At 42.8% G+C, this 22,063-nt stretch carries 21 protein-coding genes; 13 read left to right on the top strand and 8 right to left on the bottom strand.

What is annotated here, in order from left to right:
• Together AACX38_RS02390 and yiaA are read left to right on the top strand one after the other, a co-directional pair.
• A partial coding sequence (locus tag AACX38_RS02390; protein ID WP_304957138.1) for a transposase occupies nt 1-205 on the top strand: 205 nt, incomplete at its 5' end.
• A gap of 118 nt (nt 206-323) precedes the next feature.
• Complete coding sequence (yiaA, locus tag AACX38_RS02395; RefSeq protein WP_228863464.1) at nt 324-785, top strand: inner membrane protein YiaA; 462 nt, start codon at nt 324-326, stop codon at nt 783-785.
• Nucleotides 786-982: 197 nt separating this feature from the next.
• On the opposite strand, the gene apbC is transcribed toward yiaA, so the two are convergent.
• Nucleotides 983-2,095, bottom strand: coding sequence for an iron-sulfur cluster carrier protein ApbC (gene apbC, locus AACX38_RS02400; protein WP_228863465.1), 1,113 nt, complete (start codon nt 2,093-2,095; stop codon nt 983-985).
• A 410-nt stretch (nt 2,096-2,505) separates the two neighbouring features.
• Here apbC and AACX38_RS02405 point away from each other — a divergent pair, with 410 nt between their 5' ends.
• The 7 genes from AACX38_RS02405 to sanA all read left to right on the top strand — a co-directional run bounded on the left by AACX38_RS02405 (nt 2,506) and on the right by sanA (nt 11,201).
• Nucleotides 2,506-3,768: an MFS transporter gene (locus tag AACX38_RS02405; protein WP_228863466.1), complete on the top strand. Its 1,263-nt coding sequence runs from the start codon at nt 2,506-2,508 to the stop codon at nt 3,766-3,768.
• Nucleotides 3,769-4,005: 237 nt separating this feature from the next.
• The gene (gene metG / locus AACX38_RS02410; RefSeq protein WP_228863467.1) at nt 4,006-6,033 is read left to right on the top strand and encodes a methionine--tRNA ligase; all 2,028 of its coding nucleotides are present in this window, start codon (nt 4,006-4,008) and stop codon (nt 6,031-6,033) included.
• Nucleotides 6,034-6,172: 139 nt separating this feature from the next.
• The gene (locus AACX38_RS02415; protein WP_099121219.1) at nt 6,173-6,652 is read left to right on the top strand and encodes a CidA/LrgA family protein; all 480 of its coding nucleotides are present in this window, start codon (nt 6,173-6,175) and stop codon (nt 6,650-6,652) included.
• Nucleotides 6,646-7,341: a CidB/LrgB family autolysis modulator gene (locus tag AACX38_RS02420; RefSeq protein WP_228863468.1), complete on the top strand. Its 696-nt coding sequence runs from the start codon at nt 6,646-6,648 to the stop codon at nt 7,339-7,341. Before AACX38_RS02415 ends, AACX38_RS02420 begins: the two co-directional genes overlap by 7 nt.
• A gap of 160 nt (nt 7,342-7,501) precedes the next feature.
• Nucleotides 7,502-8,386 carry a cytidine deaminase gene (gene cdd, locus AACX38_RS02425; protein WP_228863469.1) on the top strand — a complete coding sequence of 295 codons (885 nt, stop codon included), beginning with the start codon at nt 7,502-7,504 and terminating at the stop codon, nt 8,384-8,386.
• 248 nt (nt 8,387-8,634) lie between these two features.
• Entirely contained in the window at nt 8,635-10,332 is a 1,698-nt protein-coding gene (locus tag AACX38_RS02430; protein ID WP_228863470.1) for an NAD-dependent malic enzyme, read from the top strand.
• A 146-nt stretch (nt 10,333-10,478) separates the two neighbouring features.
• Entirely contained in the window at nt 10,479-11,201 is a 723-nt protein-coding gene (gene sanA, locus AACX38_RS02435) for an outer membrane permeability protein SanA (protein WP_099109164.1), read from the top strand.
• Between the two features lie 33 nt (nt 11,202-11,234).
• On the opposite strand, the gene yeiB is transcribed toward sanA, so the two are convergent.
• The 3 genes from yeiB to AACX38_RS02450 all read right to left on the bottom strand — a co-directional run bounded on the left by yeiB (nt 11,235) and on the right by AACX38_RS02450 (nt 14,468).
• On the bottom strand, nt 11,235-12,398 hold the full coding sequence (gene yeiB / locus AACX38_RS02440) for a DUF418 domain-containing protein YeiB (RefSeq protein ID WP_228863471.1): 1,164 nt from the start codon (nt 12,396-12,398) through the stop codon (nt 11,235-11,237).
• 15 nt (nt 12,399-12,413) lie between these two features.
• Nucleotides 12,414-13,082, bottom strand: coding sequence for a GTP cyclohydrolase I FolE (gene folE / locus AACX38_RS02445; protein WP_099121214.1), 669 nt, complete (start codon nt 13,080-13,082; stop codon nt 12,414-12,416).
• A 207-nt stretch (nt 13,083-13,289) separates the two neighbouring features.
• The gene (locus tag AACX38_RS02450) at nt 13,290-14,468 is read right to left on the bottom strand and encodes a YbfB/YjiJ family MFS transporter (protein WP_228863472.1); all 1,179 of its coding nucleotides are present in this window, start codon (nt 14,466-14,468) and stop codon (nt 13,290-13,292) included.
• Nucleotides 14,469-14,681: 213 nt separating this feature from the next.
• Between AACX38_RS02450 and moeA the strand changes: the two genes are divergently transcribed.
• Both moeA and moeB read left to right on the top strand, forming a co-directional pair.
• Nucleotides 14,682-15,923: a molybdopterin molybdotransferase MoeA gene (gene moeA, locus AACX38_RS02455; protein ID WP_228863473.1), complete on the top strand. Its 1,242-nt coding sequence runs from the start codon at nt 14,682-14,684 to the stop codon at nt 15,921-15,923.
• An 11-nt stretch (nt 15,924-15,934) separates the two neighbouring features.
• Nucleotides 15,935-16,690 (top strand): molybdopterin-synthase adenylyltransferase MoeB, encoded by a 756-nt coding sequence (gene moeB, locus AACX38_RS02460; protein ID WP_228863474.1) that lies wholly within the window; start codon nt 15,935-15,937, stop codon nt 16,688-16,690.
• A gap of 39 nt (nt 16,691-16,729) precedes the next feature.
• Here the strand turns inward: moeB and AACX38_RS02465 are convergent, their stop codons facing one another.
• Nucleotides 16,730-18,325 (bottom strand): ABC-F family ATPase, encoded by a 1,596-nt coding sequence (locus AACX38_RS02465; protein WP_099121342.1) that lies wholly within the window; start codon nt 18,323-18,325, stop codon nt 16,730-16,732.
• Between the two features lie 277 nt (nt 18,326-18,602).
• Here AACX38_RS02465 and AACX38_RS02470 point away from each other — a divergent pair, with 277 nt between their 5' ends.
• Together AACX38_RS02470 and AACX38_RS02475 are read left to right on the top strand one after the other, a co-directional pair.
• Nucleotides 18,603-18,746, top strand: a complete 144-nt coding sequence (locus AACX38_RS02470) for a hypothetical protein (RefSeq protein ID WP_228863475.1) — start codon at nt 18,603-18,605, stop codon at nt 18,744-18,746.
• Nucleotides 18,747-18,777: 31 nt separating this feature from the next.
• Nucleotides 18,778-19,395: a short chain dehydrogenase gene (locus tag AACX38_RS02475; protein ID WP_228863476.1), complete on the top strand. Its 618-nt coding sequence runs from the start codon at nt 18,778-18,780 to the stop codon at nt 19,393-19,395.
• A gap of 64 nt (nt 19,396-19,459) precedes the next feature.
• On the opposite strand, the gene AACX38_RS02480 is transcribed toward AACX38_RS02475, so the two are convergent.
• From AACX38_RS02480 to AACX38_RS02490, 3 genes are all read right to left on the bottom strand, one after another.
• The gene (locus tag AACX38_RS02480) at nt 19,460-20,677 is read right to left on the bottom strand and encodes an MFS transporter (protein ID WP_228863477.1); all 1,218 of its coding nucleotides are present in this window, start codon (nt 20,675-20,677) and stop codon (nt 19,460-19,462) included.
• Nucleotides 20,678-21,011: 334 nt separating this feature from the next.
• The gene (locus AACX38_RS02485; RefSeq protein ID WP_228863478.1) at nt 21,012-21,476 is read right to left on the bottom strand and encodes a GNAT family N-acetyltransferase; all 465 of its coding nucleotides are present in this window, start codon (nt 21,474-21,476) and stop codon (nt 21,012-21,014) included.
• Between the two features lie 14 nt (nt 21,477-21,490).
• Nucleotides 21,491-21,955 (bottom strand): GNAT family N-acetyltransferase, encoded by a 465-nt coding sequence (locus AACX38_RS02490; RefSeq protein ID WP_228863479.1) that lies wholly within the window; start codon nt 21,953-21,955, stop codon nt 21,491-21,493.
• Nucleotides 21,956-22,063 lie beyond the last annotated feature (108 nt).

Below are 22,063 nucleotides of genomic sequence, written 5' to 3' on the forward strand. Positions count from 1 at the left end.
TAAGGTTATGCTTAAAAAGCGTTTTATCATTGAAACGATTAATGGACAATTAAAAAATGGCTCTCAATTAGAACATTCTCGTCACCGAAGTATAACCGGTTTTTTGTTAACGATTTTAACGGGATTGATTGCTTACTGCCTTAAAGAGAAAAAGCCATCACTGAAAATTTTCTACTCAGAAGAAGATATTTCAGCAATATCTTAAGCGGAATTGGGGTTAACATTACACTTTTTCATAATAAACAAAAATCTCATTAAGTAGTTCCTAAGTTTAATCACTTTGGTATAGGATAGTTTAACTTTAATTTATGGAGATTATTTTTGTGAAGGATAGCGCTTCGTTAGATAATAAATTTACAGAATTTAATGCCTTTAACTTAATTTCTTGGATTGCTGTTATTGGTGGGATAGTTGTTTATCTCTCAGGGCTTTGGCGTTCAGGTATGCAGTTAAATGAAAAAGGGTATTATTTTGCAATACTCATTTTAGGATTATTTTCTTCAATTTCAATACAAAAAACAGTCAGAGATAAAACTGATAATATACCAACAACACAAGCATATTATATTGCTTGTATCATCGCTTTTCTTTCCTCTATAGCATTAATCGCTATTGGTTTGTTTAATGCTGACTTACTGCCAAGTGAAAAAGGGTTCTATGGGATTGCTTTTTTCCTGTGTTTATTCGGCTCCATTGCTGTACAAAAAAATATCAGGGATATGGAGCTGACTAAATCACCAGTGAAAAAAGAATTTAATGCTAAATCAATCAGTGAAGATAACTGAGGAAAAGGCCAGTATTCAGCTGTACTCAGTTTACTGAAAATAAGGGAGTTGAGACAGACTCCCTTGCAAAAGTCTGTCTATACACTTCGTCTTTCAGGTTGCTTCTTTGTTGGCTTCGTCCGCTCACCCCAGTCACCGTTTTTATAAACATACGGTTATCTATGCTTCTGGGGATGAATTTCATCCAACGACTGACATCAAACTGCCCGGAAAGAAATTTCCGTCGGGATTTTTTCTCCCTGCCAGTACATTTGAGCGGCGATATTAGCAGCAATTTCCCGGTAAATATCAGCAAACTGGCTATCAGGCTGGCTGATAACCGTAGGCTCTCCGCGATCAAGGTCTTCACGCAGTGAAATATGCAGCGGGATTTTACCTAATAACTGGCACTCATATTTTTCCGCCAGTTTTTCAGCGCCACCCGTGCCAAAAATCGCTTCATGATGCCCACAGTTATTACAGATATGTGTGCTCATATTTTCAATAATACCCAATACCGGCACACTGACTTTCTGGAACATCACAATACCTTTCATGGCATCAATCAGGGCAATATCCTGTGGAGTAGTAACCACTAAAGCGCCAGTCACCGGAATATTCTGCGATAGCGTTAACTGAATATCACCCGTTCCCGGTGGCATATCAATAACCAGATAGTCCAGATCCGGCCACAGAGTATCCTGTAACATCTGCATAAGCGCCTTACTTGCCATCGGGCCACGCCAGACCATCGCGTTATCATCGGTGACAAGGTAACCAATAGAGTTTGTCGCCATACCATGCACCATAATGGGAGCCATATGCTGGCCATCGGGTGAAGTAGGACGTTCTTTGGCTGTTCCAAGCATACTGGGAACCGATGGGCCGTAAATATCTGCATCCAAAATACCTACTTTTGCCCCTTCCTGCGCCAAAGCCAGTGCCAGATTCACCGCAGTGCTGGATTTTCCCACACCACCTTTTCCTGAACTGACCGCCAGAATATTACGGACTCCATTAATTCCCGGCAGGTTATTGGCACGACGTAATGTACAGATATCATGAGAAAGCCGCCATTCGACGCCTGTTGCGCCAGTCGCATCTAATAAAGGTTGAGTGGTTTCTTCTTTCAGTGCTCCAAAAGCCCGTTTCCATACAAACGGCATCATGAGTTCAATATGCAGTACTCCATCAAGCACAGTGCAATGATGCAGTGCTTTCAGAGTCATTAAATCTTGTTCTAACGTAGGATGCTTAAATGCTGCCAGTATTTTCGCAACGCTTTCTTTCAGCAGGTCAGGATTGGTCTGCTCGGGGGATTGTGAGTTCATCCCGGCTCCTTTTCATTTTCTTTTTCAACCTCAAACTGTCTGGCCATCATAACAGAAGCAAACAGCTTGCGATAAGGACACAAACAAAAGTGATGAAGTTCTCGCATTGTGCCGAAGTCTGTTAACGTTTTATGTTCATCATTGTTATTTCATTGAAGAGTTCGACTTAATAATCACCCGAGTCTCTTTCGCCCTATCCCTGCGAAGAAGTCAGGCGTTTCTTGCATTTGTTGATATTGGCACTCTTAAGCGGAGAGCCAAGCACACAAACTACCTGTGATAACAGTAAACACGTTACATCCTTAGCTCTGGCTGTAAGTTTAACCCAAAGCACGATGAGAAACGAAAAGGTGGAGACAAAACATACTCAATGCATTCCGAATAATATTGCTTAAAATTAAGGTATTATCATGGCTGAAATATCATCGGCTCAACAAATAAACTCGTCTAAAGTAATGACTCATGTGTTCTTGCCTTTTGCATTCGGGCACGGTACATCATTCCTGTTCCGAAATATAAATGCTGTCTTAACGCCATTTTTGATTTCAGCAATGTCATTGTCCGCAGGACAACTCGGGATCTTATCAAGTGCTTACTTTCTTTCATTTTCCTTAGCTCAACTTCCTGTTGGACTTGCCCTTGATCGCTATGGACCAAAACGAGTGCAACTGTTTCTTTTAGGTATTGCCGTGGTGGGAGCGTTACTATTTGGTATTGGGCAGGACTTCACTACATTATTACTAGCCAGGATCCTGATTGGACTGGGATTAGCAGCCTGCTTTATGGGTTCGGTCAAAGTACTTTCCTTTTGGGTTCCTGACAATAAACTCCCCTCCATTTATGGGTACTTACTGGCCGTTGGGGGATTAGGTGCCATGCTATCGACATTGCCGGTTGCCTGGCTGGTCGGTTTTATTTCCTGGCGAACGCTATTCTTTGCTCTGGCTGGTGTAACTCTGATTGTTATGGTAGTTACCGCAATATGGGTTCCCAAAGACCCAATTGAACATAAAATGGTGAAGTGGCCACGGATTACCTCACTAATTGAAGTTTACAAAGATCACTCCTTTCGCAAAGTCATCAGTTTGTTATTACTTCCTCATACAGTTGCTTTCGGGCTACAAGGATTGTGGATGGGAAAATGGTTACAGGATGTAGGGCATTACAGCAATAAACTCACTTCGGTCTATCTGTTTATAGGAATGGGAGCAGGGGTTATCGGCTCACTTTTTGTAGGCACTGTCACTGAATGGGCCGGTAAGTTCAATATTAAACCCATGGAAGTTGGCGGAATAGGCATTTTTTTGTTTCTGGTGGTACAAGTTTTATGTGCTTTAAACATCCTCCCGTTACTACCGCTACTCTCTGTCGGATTTACTTTGATAAGCGCCATTGCTGGTCTGGAATACTCTATCGTGGCACAAAGTGTATCGCCAGCGATGACCGGACGTGCTTCTACCTGCCTTAATCTGCTGATTCTATTTGGCACTTTTCTCATACAAACTATATTCGGTGTGATCATCGGTTTTTGGCCTATAGATGCAGCCGGGCATTATCCTCAGATCGCATATCAGGTAGCATTCGGATTTATGATCCTGCTACAGATCCCGGGGTTTCTAAGATGGTTACTCAGTGTCATTCAGCGCGGCACATTTAAATCAGTCAGCATATAACTTCAGAATAAATGAGTTCAGGATACTGTCTTGATACAGATAACTTATTTCGCATGAACCCTAACAATATACATACTGGCATGATGACTCGGTATAATCGTTTTTTGGCAAAGACAGCGATACCGGACATCATGCTGCTTAAAATCCTTCCCGAAATGCCAACCTCCCCTAGCGGCAATGCTCCTTATCAGGTAACATCAAAAACCCTTTTTAACTTATGGAAGTCAGATCCTAACTATGTCTCAAGTCGCGAAAAAATTATTGGTGACCTGTGCGTTACCCTATGCTAACGGTCCAATTCATCTCGGTCACATTTTAGAACACATTCAGGCTGATATTTGGGTTCGTTATCATCGAATGCGCGGCAAAGAGGTTCACTTTGTCTGTGCTGACGATGCCCACGGTACACCAATCATGCTGAAAGCTCAGCAGGCCGGGATCACGCCAGAAGAAATGATCGACAAAGTGAATCTGGAGCATCAACAGGATTTTGCTGGTTTTGCGATTAGTTATGATAACTATCACTCTACGCACAGCGAAGAAAACAGAGCTCTTGCATCCAATATTTATCTGAAACTAAAGCAAAACGGTTACATCAAAAACCGGACGATTGCTCAGCTTTTCGATCCGGAAAAAAGCATGTTTCTGCCGGACCGTTTCGTTAAAGGAACCTGTCCTAAATGTAAGTCGGAAGATCAATATGGCGATAACTGTGAAGTGTGCGGAACGACTTATGCACCGACAGAGTTGATCAACCCGCGTTCAGTGGTATCCGGTGCAACACCAGAAATGCGTGAGACTGAGCATTTCTTCTTCGACCTGCCGGCATTCAGCGATATGCTGCAACAGTGGACTCGTTCCGGCACCCTGCAAGAGCAGGTAGCGAACAAAATGCAGGAATGGTTTGAATCTGGTCTGCAACAGTGGGATATCACCCGTGATGCGCCTTATTTCGGTTTTGAGATCCCTGATGAGCCGGGTAAATATTTTTATGTCTGGCTGGATGCGCCTATCGGTTATATGGGTTCATTCCAGAATCTGTGTGACAAGCGTGACGACCTGAATTTTGACGAATTCTGGGAAAAAGATTCCAAAACTGATCTGTACCACTTTATCGGTAAAGATATCGTCTATTTCCATAGCCTGTTCTGGCCAGCCATGCTGGAAGGCAGCAATTACCGTAAGCCAACTAATGTGTTTGTTCACGGTTACATTACTGTCAACGGCACCAAGATGTCCAAGTCCCGCGGAACTTTCATCAAGGCGGAAACGTATCTTAAACATCTGGATGCAGATTGCCTGCGTTATTACTACGCCGCAAAACTCTCTTCCCGTATCGATGATATCGACCTGAATCTGGAAGATTTCGTTCAGCGCGTTAACAGTGACATCGTCAACAAAGTTGTTAACTTAGCTTCGCGTAACGCTGGTTTCATCAATAAACGTTTTGGCGGCAAACTGGCAGATAAACTTGCTGATCCTGCTTTGTACCAAAAATTTGTCGATGCAGCACAGGGAATTGAAGAAGATTTCACTAATCGCGAATTTGGTAAGGCTATACGTGAAATCATGGCGCTGGCAGATCTCGCCAACCGTTATGTTGATGAACAGGCACCGTGGGTTATCGCGAAACAAGAAGGCCGCGATGCCGATCTTCAGGCTGTCTGCTCAATGGGCATCAACCTGTTCCGCGTCCTGATGACTTACCTGAAACCAATTCTTCCGGGTCTGACTGAACGTGCAGAAGCATTCCTGAATACTGAACTGACTTGGGATGGAATTTCGCAGCCACTGCTGAATCATAATGTTTCACCATTTAAGGCACTGTTTAACCGTATCGAAATGGCTAAAGTTGAAGCTATGGTGGCAGATTCCACAGAAAGCATTAAGCCACAAAAAACCGTGACAGGCCCTCTTGCTGATGATCCTATTCAGGATACCATCACATTTGATGACTTCGCCAAAGTTGATATGCGTATCGCATTAATTAAACAGGCTGATTTTGTTGATGGTTCAGATAAGCTGCTGAGATTAGTTCTTGACCTTGGCGGTGAAACACGTCAGGTCTTCTCTGGTATTCGCTCAGCTTACCCAGATCCGAAAGCACTGGAAAACCGCCTGACGGTTATGGTTGCTAACCTTGCCCCGCGTAAAATGCGTTTTGGTATTTCAGAAGGTATGGTGATGGCAGCAGGTCCCGGCGGAAAAGAAATTTTCCTGTTAAGCCCGGATAGCGGCGCCCAACCGGGTATGCAGGTTAAATAATTACCAGCATAATCTGGCGAAAAGTTAATGCTAAAAGTAAAAATGCGGGTTTTTTAAGCCCGCATTTTTTATGTGACGTGTAGCACATTTACAATATTAGTCGTATGATAACCCTCTTTATACTGAGGAATTATACGTTATGTCTTTCCTGAACGTGTTGCTGATCGGCTGGCAATATTTGCGCGCATTTGCATTGATCTATTTATGCCTCATTGTCGGAAACTTCACCTCAGCACACCTCCCCTTCTCTCTTCCCGGCAGCATTATTGGCTTACTTCTTCTATTCTGTTTACTGTCACTCCAGATTATCCCCGCTCATTGGGTAAAACCGAGTTGTAATTTATTGATGAAAAATATGACTCTGCTCTTTTTACCTATCGGGGTTGGTGTCATGCAGTATTATCCACAACTCAGCCAACAGATAATCCCAATTGCCCTTTCCTGCATTATCAGTACCGTTATTGTCATGATTACCGTCGCTTACAGTTCTCACTATATCCATCGCGAACGGACTATTATTGGCACCCGTCAGGCAGATCAACGATTACAAGAAAAGCCTCTACAAAATAAACCATCACAAACAGAGCTTTCACAACAGGAAGGAAACAAAAAATGCTAAGCCATATCTGGTGGTCACTCCCATTAACTCTGTCTGTTTTTTATGTTGCCAAAAAATTAGCCGCTCGGCTCAAGTTCCCTATTTTCAATCCATTATTGATATCTATGGCGGTTATTATTCCTCTGCTGCTGCTAACTCACACGCCTTATCAGCACTATTTTGCCGGTAGCGAAATATTGAATAATTTATTACAACCTGCCGTTGTTGCTCTGGCCTTTCCGCTATACGAACAACTCCACCAAATCCGTGCTCAGTGGAAATCTCTCATCAGCATCTGTTTCATTGGCAGTATTACTGCAATGATAACCGGCACAGCTATCGCTTTATGGGCAGGAGCCACACCTGAGATCGCGGCTTCAATATTACCGAAATCAGTCACAACGCCTATCGCTATGGCTGTGGCTGATTCCATTGGTGGTATCCCGGCAATCAGTGCTGCCTGTGTAATTGCTGTCGGTATTCTGGGCGCCATTTTTGGTCACAATCTGTTTAATGTATTGAAGATTAAAACTAAAGCCTCCAGAGGTCTGGCAATGGGGACAGCTTCTCATGCCGTCGGGACAGCACGATGTGCAGAAATAGATCATGTGGAAGGGGCATATAGTTCACTGGCACTGATGACTTGCGGAGTGATTACTTCGCTGGTGGCACCGTTTTTGTTCCCTGTGATACTACACCTGTTTAGCTAGTAATAATCATCAGAAAACTCGTTCAGATAGTAAAAATTTGACATAAGTTACTAAAATAATATTTTTGTTACAGAAATTTCATGAATTATATGGCATTCATCACATTACAAACCTGAGCACTCATCCTAGAATAACCTTTAATTAATTTGGAGATTATTTTATGCAAGCTCGTTTTCATGCTATCTGGTCAGAAATCACGCCTGAATTACAAAAGGCATTATTGCCCTATATTGGTAATGACGATTTTCCAGCTATGCTGACAGCAGAGCAGGTGGAGTCAATTAAGCAGACCTGTGGCCTTGATGATCATGCACTGGCACTGGCCCTGCTACCACTCGCTGCGGCCTGTGCCATTTCCCCTATCTCAAACTTTCATGTTGGTGCTATCGCACGGGGAGAGAGCGGCAACCTCTATTTTGGCGCGAATATGGAATTTACAGGTGTTGCATTACAGCAAACTGTTCATGCCGAACAATCAGCCATCACTCATGCCTGGTTACGTGGCGAGAAGAAACTGGTATCCATCACCATTAATTACTCTCCCTGTGGTCACTGCCGACAGTTTATGAATGAATTAAACAGCGGAACACAGCTGGAAATCTGTTTACCTGATCGCCCACATCTGACACTGGCTGATTATCTGCCAGAAGCATTTGGCCCGCGTGACTTATCTGTCACTCAATTTTTGCTGGATAACATTCACCACGGCTATCAGCTCGATACTGAAGATGAATTCGTTCTGGCTGCATTAAATGCGGCGAATCAGAGCCATGCACCCTATAGTCAGTCCCACTCCGGTGTTGCCCTGATAGATGAACAAGATCGCGTTTATACTGGTCGCTATGCAGAAAATGCGGCATTTAATCCAAGCTTGCCACCTTTACAGGCAGCGCTAATATTAATGAATATGTCAGGAAGTGATTGCCATTCGATCAAGCGGGCAATACTTGTTGAGGGGCAAAATGGTCATCTGTCCCAGTGGAAAGCAACCGAATCTACTTTAAATTTGCTCGGCTGCAAACAAACGGAACGCCACACATTCTGACCACCCTGCAAGGTTTTTGGGCAAAAGTGAGAAATTAAATAACATTTAATTAGCCAATTCTGTATGTTATCTCTCATTTTTGCTCATGATAAACATATTTAAGTAACATTTACTGTACTTATTTTTTTATCTTCTTAGGATCTATACACAATGGATTTCAAGATGCGTCACAGCCAACAAAGAGGCAACTTGAAAGACGAAGTATATGTAGCCGATTTTGTTATTGATTAGTCCAAAGAGTAAGCATCATGGAACTGGAACACGAAAGTAAACGTCCTCTTTATATTCCCTACGCTGGCCCCATCCTGTTGGAGTTTCCCCTGCTGAACAAAGGCAGCGCCTTTACGGAAGAAGAACGCAGCAATTTCAATCTGCATGGCTTATTGCCCCAAGCAGTTGAAACAATCGAAGAGCAGGCAGAACGCGCCTATCGCCAATACCGCGATTTTAAAAATGACGCGGATAAACATATTTATTTGAGGAATATTCAGGATACCAACGAAACTCTTTTCTACCGGCTCCTTGACGCACATCTCAGCGAAATGATGCCTATCATTTACACACCAACCGTCGGTGAAGCGTGCGAACATTTTTCTGATATTTACCGCCGTGCCCGTGGTTTGTTCATCTCTTACCCGAACCGGGCTTATATTGATGACATGCTGCAAAATGCCACCAAGCAGAATGTTAAAGTTATCGTTGTGACCGACGGTGAGCGTATTCTGGGGCTTGGTGATCAGGGAATTGGTGGAATGGGTATCCCTATCGGTAAATTATCGCTATATACCTCCTGTGGCGGGATCAGTCCTGCTTATACTCTGCCTGTCGTGTTGGATGTCGGTACAAACAATCCACAGCGCCTGAACGACCCGCTCTATATGGGCTGGCGCCATCCGCGTATTACCGGCAAAGAATATGATGATTTCGTCGATGAATTCATTCAGGCAGTAAAACGCCGCTGGCCGAATGTTCTGTTGCAGTTCGAAGACTTTGCTCAGAACAATGCCATGCCATTGTTGACCCGCTATCGTAATGATCTTTGCTGCTTCAATGATGATATTCAGGGTACTGCTGCTGTTGCTCTTGGCAGCCTGATTGCTGCCAGCCGTGCAGCAGGCCGTCAGCTGAAAGACCAGACAGTCACCTTCCTTGGTGCGGGTTCTGCTGGTTGCGGTATTGCAGAGCAGATCATTGCTCAGATGAAATCAGAAGGTTTGAGTGATGAACAGGCTCGTGCCCGTGTATTCATGGTCGACCGCTTCGGGTTACTCACAGATAAACAACCGAATCTGTTGGATTTCCAAAACGTACTGGTTCAGAAAAGCAGCGCTCTGGATTCCTGGGATGTTGACAAAGACAGCCTGTCATTAATGGATGTTGTCCGTAACGCAAAACCTACTGTTCTGATTGGTGTTTCTGGTCAGTCAGGCCTGTTCACTGAAGAAATTATCCGTGAAATGCATAAGCACTGTGAGCGCCCGATTGTCATGCCTTTGTCTAACCCGACATCCCGCGTAGAAGCCCGTCCGGAAGACATTATTAACTGGACGGAAGGTAAAGCGCTGGTTGCAACAGGCAGCCCGTTCTCACCAGTACAGTATGAAGGTCAGGAATTCCCGATTGCCCAGTGTAATAACTCTTATATCTTCCCCGGTATCGGGTTAGGTGTTATTGCTTCAGGAGCCAAACGTGTAACAGATGACATGTTAATGGCTGCAAGCCGCTCATTGGCAGATTGCTCACCTCTGGCGCAAACCGGCTCTGGCCCGCTACTGCCATTGATTGATGACATTCAGGATGTTTCCCGCAAAATAGCCAAAGAAGTGGCGAAAAAAGCCCAGATTCAGGGTGTTGCAACGGTCACTTCAGAAGACGCTCTGGAAGAAGCGATTGAGCGTAATTTCTGGAAACCAGAATATCGCATCTATAAACGCACATCATTCTGATAATCTTAATGCCTGCCAGTATTTTCGGCAGGCATTTATCCCACAAAGCATATTTATATTAATGTGGTTAATCCAACACTTGCTTCAATATTCCAAGTAAAGTAGCCTTTAATGACTTGTTCATGGTTACATAAAAGGCAAAAATAATGTGGAAGCATCTAATTACCAGCCTAATCCTCATAATAGCTGTTTTTATACTATCAGCTATTATGCTTGATCGCTGGATCAGCTGGAAAACGGCTCCCTACATTTTTGATGACCTCAGACAACTTCCGGAACGAGAAGTGGGCATGGTTTTAGGTACATCCAAATATTATAAAGCCGGCGCATATAACCAATATTATTTCTATCGTATTCAGGGAGCTGTTAACGCCTATAACAGTGAAAAAGTTAAATATCTGCTATTAAGCGGAGATAATGCCCAACACAGCTATAATGAACCCAATACGATGCGAAGAGATCTCATTAAAGCAGGTATTCCAGCCTCTAAAATCGTGATGGATTTTGCGGGCTTCCGGACGTTAGATTCGGTTGTCAGAACTCGCAAGGTATTTGATACCAATGACTTCACCATTATTACCCAGCGCTTCCACTGTGAACGAGCTCTCTTTATTGCGATGCACATGGGCATCGAAGCGCAATGTTATGCTGTCTCTTCCCCTAAGAATATGATGACGATACGTTTTCGTGAAGTATTTGCCCGCCTTGGTGCCTGGGCTGACCTGTATATCTTAAAACGTGAACCCCGTTTTCTGGGGCCTTTAACCCCCATTCCCAGCCAGCAGATCGCCCCTACAGGCATTGAAGGCTATCCTGCGGTATCACCAGAAGAGTTACAGGGAATGGAGACGAGGAATCGCAGCAAATAAGAGCCTATTCTCAAAAGATAGGCTCTTAATCGTTTAAAATCTTTCTTGCAGTTTTCTGGTCAGTACCCGCCAGAGTTTTTCAACAGGCCCTTGCTGATAACGTTTTAACCACCAGCAGGCAAACCCGATATTACATCCCCAAATAAAAGGGACGAATATTAACAATTCCCAGCGAGCAAATTTATTAAACAGCCCCAAATGATAAAAAAGGGTGGTGCAGATTAAAGTTTGCATTAAATAGCAGCTCAGTGCCATTCTGCCAACCTGCTGTAGCCAGAAAACTACTCGACAACGGGATATAACCGGCCAGAACCCATAAATCAGCGCCACATACGATAATGCTATAAATGGTGTCGCTAATTCTGTGATGGTCTGTCGGACAGTCCAGGCAGTGAAGTAACTATAAGGATATAAATACAATACTGACAGGGCGAGAGACTGAATCAACAAGCCAGTGACAAACAGCCACAAAGCGGCACGACGATAGTGATGAAGGCTGTACATGCCCTTCAGCCAACCATTACGTAATAGCATTGCGCCGCAAAGCATAGTTCCAATTATCTGCCAGCTATACTGCACAATAGTCACTATCATTACACCGCTGATCTGATTGATACGGTGTTCTATCGCCACTAACCCGCCATGGGTTTTCCAGTAGCTTTCATGCAAAATATCCTGCTCTAGCGGATGCCAGAACGTACTGTTTTCCTCTACCGGGAATAGCCCCAATAGATAGAACATCATCAGTCCAAATAAATATAAGACAATGCCCTGTTTGAATAAATTGGGACTCTTATTGATCCAATGTAATACCAGAAGGCCAACCAGACCATATGACAACAGGATATCGCCATCCCATAGCAAAATTCCGTGCAATAAACCAATAACAGCCAGAATCACTAACCTGCAACGATTCCAGTAGCCATCCCGCTGCCTCAATAATTCAAGTGATGCGCCAAATAACAGCGTTAAAATAAATAAAAATTTCCCCTGAGCAAATGTGTTCAGGACAGACCATGTTAATACATCAGAAAACAGAACATCGGCTTTATAAAAGAGATTAGTATAAGCGGCATAAGGCAACGCAAAGCCTGAGATATTCAGTAACAATATACCCAGAACAGCGAAACCACGTACGCTATCAAGCACTGCAATCCTGTGGCTCGCTGCTCCACTATTTAATTTACTACTTGTCATGGTAATGCAGGTTCATCACGATAAGTGCAAATGGCGCACGGCACGCAAAAATTCCTGTCGTGTATTTTGACTGGACTTAAACAAACCGCCAAGAGATGTGGTCGTTGTGGTACTGGTAGCATCACGGATACCACGCGCTTTTACACAGTAGTGCACAGCATCAATAGAAACAGCAACATTATTTGTGCCAAGCAGAGCCTGAAGGGCAATCAAAATTTGCTGTGTCAGTCGTTCCTGTACCTGTGGACGTTGCGCAAAAAACTGGACGATGCGGTTAATTTTCGATAACCCAATCACTTTATCCTTAGGAATATAAGCTACAGTGGCTTTCCCATCGATAGTCACAAAATGGTGTTCGCAAGTGCTGGTCAGTGTGATATCCCGCACTGTCACCATCTCATCGACTTTCATTTTATTTTCTATCAGCGTGATTTTCGGAAAATTTCTGTAATCCAAACCTGAAAATATTTCATCCACATACATTTTTGCAATACGGCTCGGCGTATCCGCCAAACTGTCATCACTCAAATCGAGGTTTAACAGCTTCATAATTTCTGTCATGTGCTCCTCAATGCGGACTTTTCGCACTTCAGGCTCTAAAGTCTGCTCACGCAGTGGGGTTTCAAGACCACGCTCAACCAGTGCCGAATGCACCAGCGCGGCTTCTATACTTAAGGATGACATCGAATTCTCCAAAGATAATACTTCCATTACATGATATCCATTGATGGGACATTTGCTCACATTGTTACCACGAACAACTATATCAACATTGAATATTGAATAGCTATACCTGCCAACATTCAAATCGTAGTCTTACAGGTTGTATCCTGAATCCCATCAGGGCAGGCGCACAATATACCTGCACAGCACCAATGCGCCAAATCAGGATTATTCATGAGAGGTTTTATTGCGATTAAATACCAGCAATCCCGCAATAATCAAGCCAATAAATGCAACATAGAGCGCCGGTTCCAATTTACCGGTCAGCCATGTCGAAATAGCTGATAGCATCGGCCCGACCAATTGCCCCAGCGCATAACCGGTAGTTAATAGCCCGGCCATATAATGAGTATGGCTGGGAGCCAGTTCACGCCCATACAGCAATGCCAGCTGCACCACACACATAAAACCGCCTCCCACCAGAAATGCGCCAATAACAAGGCCACTGATCCCGGGTACAATTTCTGCTACCAATATACCCAGTGCCTGAAGCCAGAGTGTGATAGCCAGACGAATATGAGCTGTTGAGACATGGCGCAACAGAATTCCCATCGCAATACCGATGACTGATGCTCCTCCGAATATCGGCCAGACAAACTGAGCAAACAAGCTACCGGGAAAACGTTCTGAAGCCATTTGAGAAAGAAATGTGGCGGGTAGAATATAGCCGAATCCGGCAAGGGTGTAACTCCATACCAGCCGCTTAATTTCAGGCGTTAAAGCAAGTTTTTGCATTGCCGTTTGCGGACGATGCAATTCTCCCCGGCGTGGTAAATAGCGACTGGCATAAACACTGCACAATAATGCCAGAATGCCATAAATAACCCATGCCTGAGCCGCATCCATGCCCCACGATTGAATCCCTACCGCCAGCACTCCACTAATCAGAATACCAATCCCGGTTCCGGCAAAAACCGCGGCACTTAACCCCGGGCGATTCAGCTTTGCCAGTTCATCGTTTGACCATGCAGCAACCAATACCAATGTCCAGCCACTCGCCCAGCCAATAAAAAAGCGGGCAATACTGTGTAATACCGGGCCGTCAAGCAGGGATGACAGCAGTGTAATAATGACTGCACCCCATAAGCCTGCCCACAAACGATATTCCACAAACCGTTTCGCCCGCATCGCATCGTAAGAACCTGCAAAGTAGCCAAGGTAATTAAATGCAGCCACAATCCCGGCTTCCGTTAGCGTGAATTGTGATTCAGCAATCATCAGTGGAACTTGTGGCGTGAAAGTAAAGCGCCCTATTCCCATCGCAACAACTAAAGCAAGAAAGCCGCTCAATGCAATTTGAATAGCCAGATAGTTACTATTATCAGATGTTGTAATTTGGTTACTCATAGTGATTAAATTTTCATGTAATCGTTTGTTTTAATTGTCGTAATTTAGTTATAGCAAATCATGGATATGATATACATCTTTTATTAGTCAATCCGTACCGCTTTCTTTTATCCTTCAAGCAGTAATCCGGAATCTATTCGGTATAACAATTTCCCATTAAAAGGATCTTTGCCATAATGCCACCATGCTATTTGCCGCACATTGGGAGTTTTCATGGATCATTGTCATACCTCAGGCTTAATTTCACTCGAACAGGCGTTAGAAAAACTACTGGCCCAGACTTCTTCTCTCTCCGAAACGGAAACCATCAGCCTGATGCACTCAGCAGGCCGCATTACTGCCACAGATATTATTTCCCCAATTAATGTTCCCCCTTTTGACAATTCAGCGATGGATGGTTATGCCATTCGCCTTGCCGATTTGAACGAAACACAGACTTTACCGCAGGCAGGGAAAGCGCTGGCTGGTGTTCCATTTCAGGGAGAATGGCCCGCAGGTACCTGCATTCGCATTATGACTGGCGCCCCTATCCCCACGGGTACCGATGCCGTTGTTATGCAAGAGCACACAGAAACAACGGAAACAGGCATCCGATTTACGCATCCTGTTCGTCAGGGGCAGAATATCCGCACTATTGGCGAAGATATTGCCCAAAATACAGCTGTCCTGCCACAAGGCATTAAATTATCTACAGCACAACTGCCTCTGCTTGCCTCGCTGGGGATTGCAAAGGTTGAAGTGTTCCGCAAATTAAAAGTTGCTGTTTTTTCTACCGGCGATGAACTACAAGCCATTGGTGAGCCACTACAAACCGGGCAAATTTATGACACAAACCGTTTTGCTGTTCGCCTGATGTTGGAAAAACTGGATTGTGAAGTTATCGACCTCGGTGTTATTCCTGATGATCCTGATGCCCTGCGCCACGCTTTTATTCAGGCTAACGACCTTGCTGATCTGGTTATCAGCAGTGGGGGTGTTTCCGTTGGTGAAGCCGATTACACTAAACAGATTCTGGATGAGATGGGCCAGATTAGCTTCTGGAAATTAGCCATTAAACCCGGTAAACCTTTTGCTTTCGGTAAGCTGGAAAAAGCGTGGTTTTGTGGACTGCCGGGCAATCCGGTATCCGCAGTTCTGACCTTCTATCAGTTAGTACAGCCTCTGATTGCACACTTGTCCGGCTTCAGTTCATGGCAGCCTCCTATTCGGCTTAATGCCAAAGCGGTTACACCGCTGAAAAAATCACCCGGCAGGCTGGATTTCCAACGTGGGATCGCGGTATTGAATGAACAGGGTGAATTAGAAGTAAAAACAACCGGTCATCAGGGTTCCCATATTTTCAGTTCATATAGTCTTGGCAATTGTTTTATTGTACTTGAACGGGAGCGCGGCTCCGTCACAGCAGGGGAGACAGTACAGATAGAATTTTTCAACCAGCTGCTGAAAAATCAATAATGATTAAAGAAATGACTAGTGAACTCACAGATAAAGAAACCCTTCGTTACAATCGGCAGATTGTCCTGCGGGGTTTCGATTTTGACGGTCAGGAAAAATTAAAATCATCCAACGTGTTGATAGTCGGCTTGGGGGGTCTCGGCTGTGCCGCTTCCCAATATCTGGCCGCAGCCGGGGTGGGAACAATCACATTATTGGATTTTGATACTGTTTCCCTGTCTAATTTACAGCGCCAGATCCTGCATCGTGATGAGCGTATTGGTATGGCGAAGGTGCATTCGGCTGCACTGACGCTGTTGGAGATAAACCCGCATATTACTGTTCGTCCCATTGAAGGATTATTAGACGATCCAGCGCTAAGCGAACTGATTATCCAGCATGATGTTGTGCTGGATTGTACCGATAATGTCGCCATCCGTGAACAGCTTAACCGTCTGTGTTACCAGCATAAAACTGCCTTAGTTTCCGGGGCTGCCATACGAATGGAAGGACAACTGTCAGTCTTTACCTATCATGAGGAAGAGCCCTGTTACCGTTGTCTGAGCCGGTTATTCGGTGAAAATAGCCTGACCTGTGTTGAAGCGGGTGTCATGGCACCACTTGTGGGTACAATCGGCTCGTTACAGGCTATGGAGACAATTAAACTGCTGACTCAGTACGGAAAGGTTATCAGAGGTAAAATATTACTGTTCGACGCAATGACAATGCAGTTTCGTGAAATAAAACTGCCTAAAGATACGCAATGTGAAGTGTGCGGCAGTAAATAAGGATTGACCCCGTTAAACGGGGTCATCTGATAAGCAGGATTATTGCACAATTCCCTGACTTCTCAGGTACTCATCATATGTACCTTTAAAATCAACAACTGTATCGGATTTTATTTCCAGAATACGGCTGGCTAATGAACTAACAAAAGCACGGTCATGTGAAACAAAAATCAGCGTACCTTCATAAAGCTCCAGTGACAGGTTCAGTGATTCGATAGATTCCATATCCAAATGGTTGGTTGGTTCATCCATAACCAGAATATTTGGCTTTTGCATCATCAGCTTGCCAAACAACATCCGGCCTTTTTCACCACCGGACAAGACACCGACTTTCTTCCTGATATCATCTTGGTTGAATAATAAACGCCCCAGCACACTGCGCACTGCCTGTTCATCATCACCTTCACGTCTCCACTGGCTCATCCATTCAAACACAGTCAGATCACCATCAAAATCACTGGCATGATCCTGTGCATAATAGCCAATAGTGCTGTTTTCAGACCATTTAACAGTACCGCTGGTTGGTTCAGTTTCACCGATCAGTGTTTTCAGTAGTGTCGTTTTACCGATACCATTCTCACCAATCACCGCCATTTTTTCGCCAACTTCCATCAGCAGGTTCAGGTTTTTAAACAGCGGGCCATTGTCATAACCTTTCGTCAGACCTTCTAATTCCAGTGCATTACGGAACAGTTTTTTCTCTTGATCAAAACGAATATAGGGGTTCTGACGGCTGGAAGCCTTCACTTCTTCTAACTGAATTTTGTCAATCTGACGGGCACGTGAAGTTGCCTGTTTGGATTTAGACGCATTAGCGCTGAAGCGGCTGACAAACGACTGCAATTCTACAATCTGCGCTTTCTTCTTAGCATTATCTGCCAACAGACGTTCACGTGCCTGAGTTGCCGCCACCATATACTCATCATAATTACCCGGGAACTGGCGCAGTTCACCGTAATCCAGATCAGCCATATGAGTACATACGGTGTTCAGAAAATGGCGGTCATGGGAAATAATGATCATGGTGCTATTGCGTTCACTCAGCACTTGCTCCAGCCAGCGGATAGTATCAATATCCAGGTTGTTGGTTGGCTCATCAAGCAGCAGAACATCAGGATCAGAAAACAGCGCCTGAGCAAGCAGGACACGCAGTTTCCAGCCCGGAGCAACTGAACTCATCAAACCATAGTGTTGCTCTACCGGAATACCCACACCAAGTAATAATTCTCCGGCACGGGCTTCTGCGCTGTAGCCATCCATTTCACCATAAGCAACTTCCAAATCAGCAACACGATAGCCGTCTTCTTCGCTCATTTCTGCCATGGCATAAATACGGTCACGTTCCTGCTTCACTTCCCACAACTCTGTGTGGCCCATGATAACTGTATCCAGTACCGTATATTCTTCAAAGGCAAACTGATCCTGACGTAATTTACCCAAACGCTCATTCGGATCGAGGCTGACATTACCGGAGGTCGGAGCTAAGTCTCCCCCCAAAATTTTCATAAAGGTTGACTTACCCGCACCATTGGCACCAATCAGGCCATAGCGGTTGCCGTTACCGAATTTAACAGAAATGTTTTCAAACAGAGGCTTACTGCCAAACTGCATAGTGATGTTGTTTGTACTTAACACAACTTTTGCTCTTAAAGTGAATAAAAAGGGAATTTGGAAAAATCGATAGTTGCCTATTATGCCACAATAAGAAAAAAGTATCGCCAGAATGCTTTCATAGCGCGCGTCAAAATCCATAATCTGGGCATTTCTATATCCAGCATATGATATCAGGCAATAAATTTTCCTAATGTAACAATATAAATTATCGTCCATAAAGACATAGAATAAGCAAAAAGGCTATTATAAAATCGAGCGGATATTTGCGATTCATAGATAAATATACCGGAAAAATAAAATGCAGAAAATCAGATGGGGTATTATTGGTTGTGGTAATGTAACAGAAGTAAAAAGTGGCCCCGCTTTTTATAAACTGGAAAATTCAGAATTAATTGCTGTCATGCGCCGAAATTCAGACTTAGCAAAAGATTTTGCCATCTAGCATATTGTCATTCAATTACGGAGTCATAAATATGAAAATATTAGTGATAGGAGCAACAGGAAATATAGGAAAACACATTATCAGTAATATTAAAAAATACCATCCTTTGTTGGCTGATAACCCTACAGAGCTTGAGATGATTCAAGCCAGCCGTAACTCACCTGAATATTCGCTTGATGTTTTTGACAATCAACAATTAGATAATTTCTTATCTAAAAATAAAATGTTTGAGGCTATTATATGTGCATTTGGTAAAACCAACTGGACGAAGCCAGAAAACCTGCGCGATTATGAAGAAAGCATCAAAAATAAAGCATTTGGTCAGATCAATGTTGCGCTTCAAGCCTTAAAATACATTAAACCCGGTGGTTCAATTACTTTAACATCGGGTATTGTCGGCAAAATAATGTCACCTAATGGTTCTCAAACTGCCGTAACCAATGGAGCTATTGAAGCTTTTGTCCGCTCAGCAGCGACGGAAATTACTGATGCCCGAATTAACGTAGTCAGCCCCAAATTATTGGATGAATCATTTACCAGTTACGCCAAATTTTTCCCCGGACAGGAGACCTGTACAGGTGAACAAATAGCGAAAGGCTATATACGCAGTATTTATGGCAAAGAAACAGGTGTGGTAATTGAAATATAGATGTCTGGTGATTAGCGATTATAAAAATCGCTAATCACATTTTGTTTTTAAACACTTTTCAACATTAAGCCGCATCAAGTTTTTCATTTTTACCGATTATTATTCCCAAAATCCCTTGAATTGCCAGAACGAGGAAAAGCAACCACAGAACAAGAGTCCAGGAAGAAGTAAAGTCATGGATATAACCAGAAACAAGTGGCCCACAAAATGCAATTAAATAACCGATTGATTGCATCATTGAGTTTGCTTTCGTAATATTAGTAGTATGATTAAAACGCAGCAGTGGTAACAAGAATGCAACTCCGGTACAAATACCTGCCCCAATCCCCATGATCATAACAGCAACAGGAATTAAATGTTTTTGACCATAAATAAATAAAATAATCCCCAGCATGCCAATAATAGGGTTAATAACAAACATGAATTCTTGTCTTTTTATTTTATAGATATAAAAGGCGGTTAATGTTGCAAAAGGTATTGCTACTAATGAGAATAGCGCAGCATAAGATGCAGCCTCAGTCTGGCCCATTCCATAAGAACTAATAATTTCGGGGAACCAAGCAGTAATAATATAAAAGTTAAACGATAACACAGAGAAATAGACAGCCATCATCCAGCATGAAATGCTTGACCACGGATTAATCACCTTCACAGGTTTATCATCATAATCATTACGGGCATTTGGGTTACTAACTGAATTTTTTTGTTTTTTATCGGAAAAGAACAGAATAAGGAGCACTGAAAATATGGGAATGAGCACCCAAATCCAGGAAATTTCATTCCAGGAAAAACCCAGCATATGCTTAATCGGTAACGTCAGACCGGTCGCCATTGCCGGCCCCAGATACAAAGATGCCGTATAGGATGACGACAGAAGAGCAACCCTGTTACTACCCAGACTTTTAAAGAATGAAGGTAACGCAATATTTCCCAGTGCAATAGCAAACCCAAACATAACTGTAGAAGCCAACAGCAATATCAGAGAGCTATTTAACCTTAGAATGTAAGCAACAATAGCAACCACAAATGTCATTAATAAGGTTTTATACAACCCTATTCTTCTTTCAAAATAAGGTGTTAAAGGAGAAAAAAAGAAAAAACACAGCGGTGACAGGGATGTGATTAAACCAAAGGTAGAATAGTTTATGTTTAAATCGTCAATAATTTCCTGAGACATTGGAGGGATATAAGATATTGGTACTCTCAACCCCAATCCCGCAATCATGATAAAGAGCAATAATTTGAAGATAAAGCTATTATTAAAGTGTTTCCCTATATTCATTATTTCACCACAGAAGTTTGAAGGCTTATCATATTTTTAATTAAAAAGTTTGAGGATATACCAAATAAACTTACTGCATAATTCATTTTAAATTCTGGCAGACAAACCTTCATTTAGCAAGCTTCCAGAGAATTAACTTATCTATACTCAATGGATTTCAAGATGCATCACGGCAGCAAGGGAACTCATTCCCGGGAGCATAGACAACTATGTGACCGGGATGAGTGAGCGCAGCCAACAAAGAGGCAACTTGAAAGACGAAGAGCATATAACTTCCACTACAAATGTTCACTATACGATAACTCTCTGTTCATTTTTAAAGAGAAACTCACAGTTAACGAATTTTATTTTCTATAATAATTTCCGCCAGCATCTCCTCATACTCGTCACAATAACCTACTTCGGTAAAACCAAAACGCTGATAAAACTGGCTATGACGTTGACTTGTTTCATCATAACAGACAGATATTTTGTAGCAATCAGCATATTGCTTCATTTCATCCAGTAATAATTTCATCGCAAGACTGCCAATTCCTTTATTCTGATGAAATTTGTCAATCATCATCCGATAAAGATTATACTCATTTGGCTTTCCTTCATTAACACAACGTTCATACATAGCAAAACCGACAATTTCTTCGCCAAAACAAATTGCTCTTGGTCTACAATATTGATTAAACTTTGATTCTACAATTGACTCTGAATTTGGTGCAACAAACTGCTCCTGTCCAGATTCAACTTCGAGAGACATCACTTCTCGATAGTTATTTTTATTTATATCTATTAAAGTAACCTTCACATTTAACTCCATAATCACAATGTAATAACCATTAATTTATTAACTTCTTTATAACCTTCTCTTTCATAAAATTTTGTGGCCGAAATATTTTCAGATAAAACGGTCAGCTCCAGATGAGTAAAATTATTTTCCTTCGCCCACTTTTTCATTTCTGCTAATAATTCCTGACCAATACCCTGACTTCTCACGTCTGGGCTGACAAATAAATCAATAACATAACCATATTTCCTTTGAACAAGGCAATTAAATGGTGGTGTCTGCTTTTTTTGTGCGATGCAAAAACCTTTTATATTTCCATTATTATCGTCTGCTACTAATAAATTAAAGTTATCATCACTAAGAGTGGAAATAATAAATGCTCTGTCCTGTTCAACCTTTTTCAGCCTTTCTGGCTGTAACTCAGCCATTTCTCTGAATAATGTTGTATAAAGTAATAAAATAGCATCAAGATCCTGCCCAGAAGCTACCCTTATTAACATATCATTTCTCCTGAAAATCATGGTCTATTTATATTTAAGGAATAGCATAATAATCAAAGCCGATAAAACCATCAACGAATTCTACCGCCCTGCTTTTATACAAGGATA

This window comes from Xenorhabdus sp. PB30.3 (assembly GCF_963895965.1).
Classification (GTDB): Bacteria; Pseudomonadota; Gammaproteobacteria; order Enterobacterales; family Enterobacteriaceae; genus Xenorhabdus; species Xenorhabdus stockiae.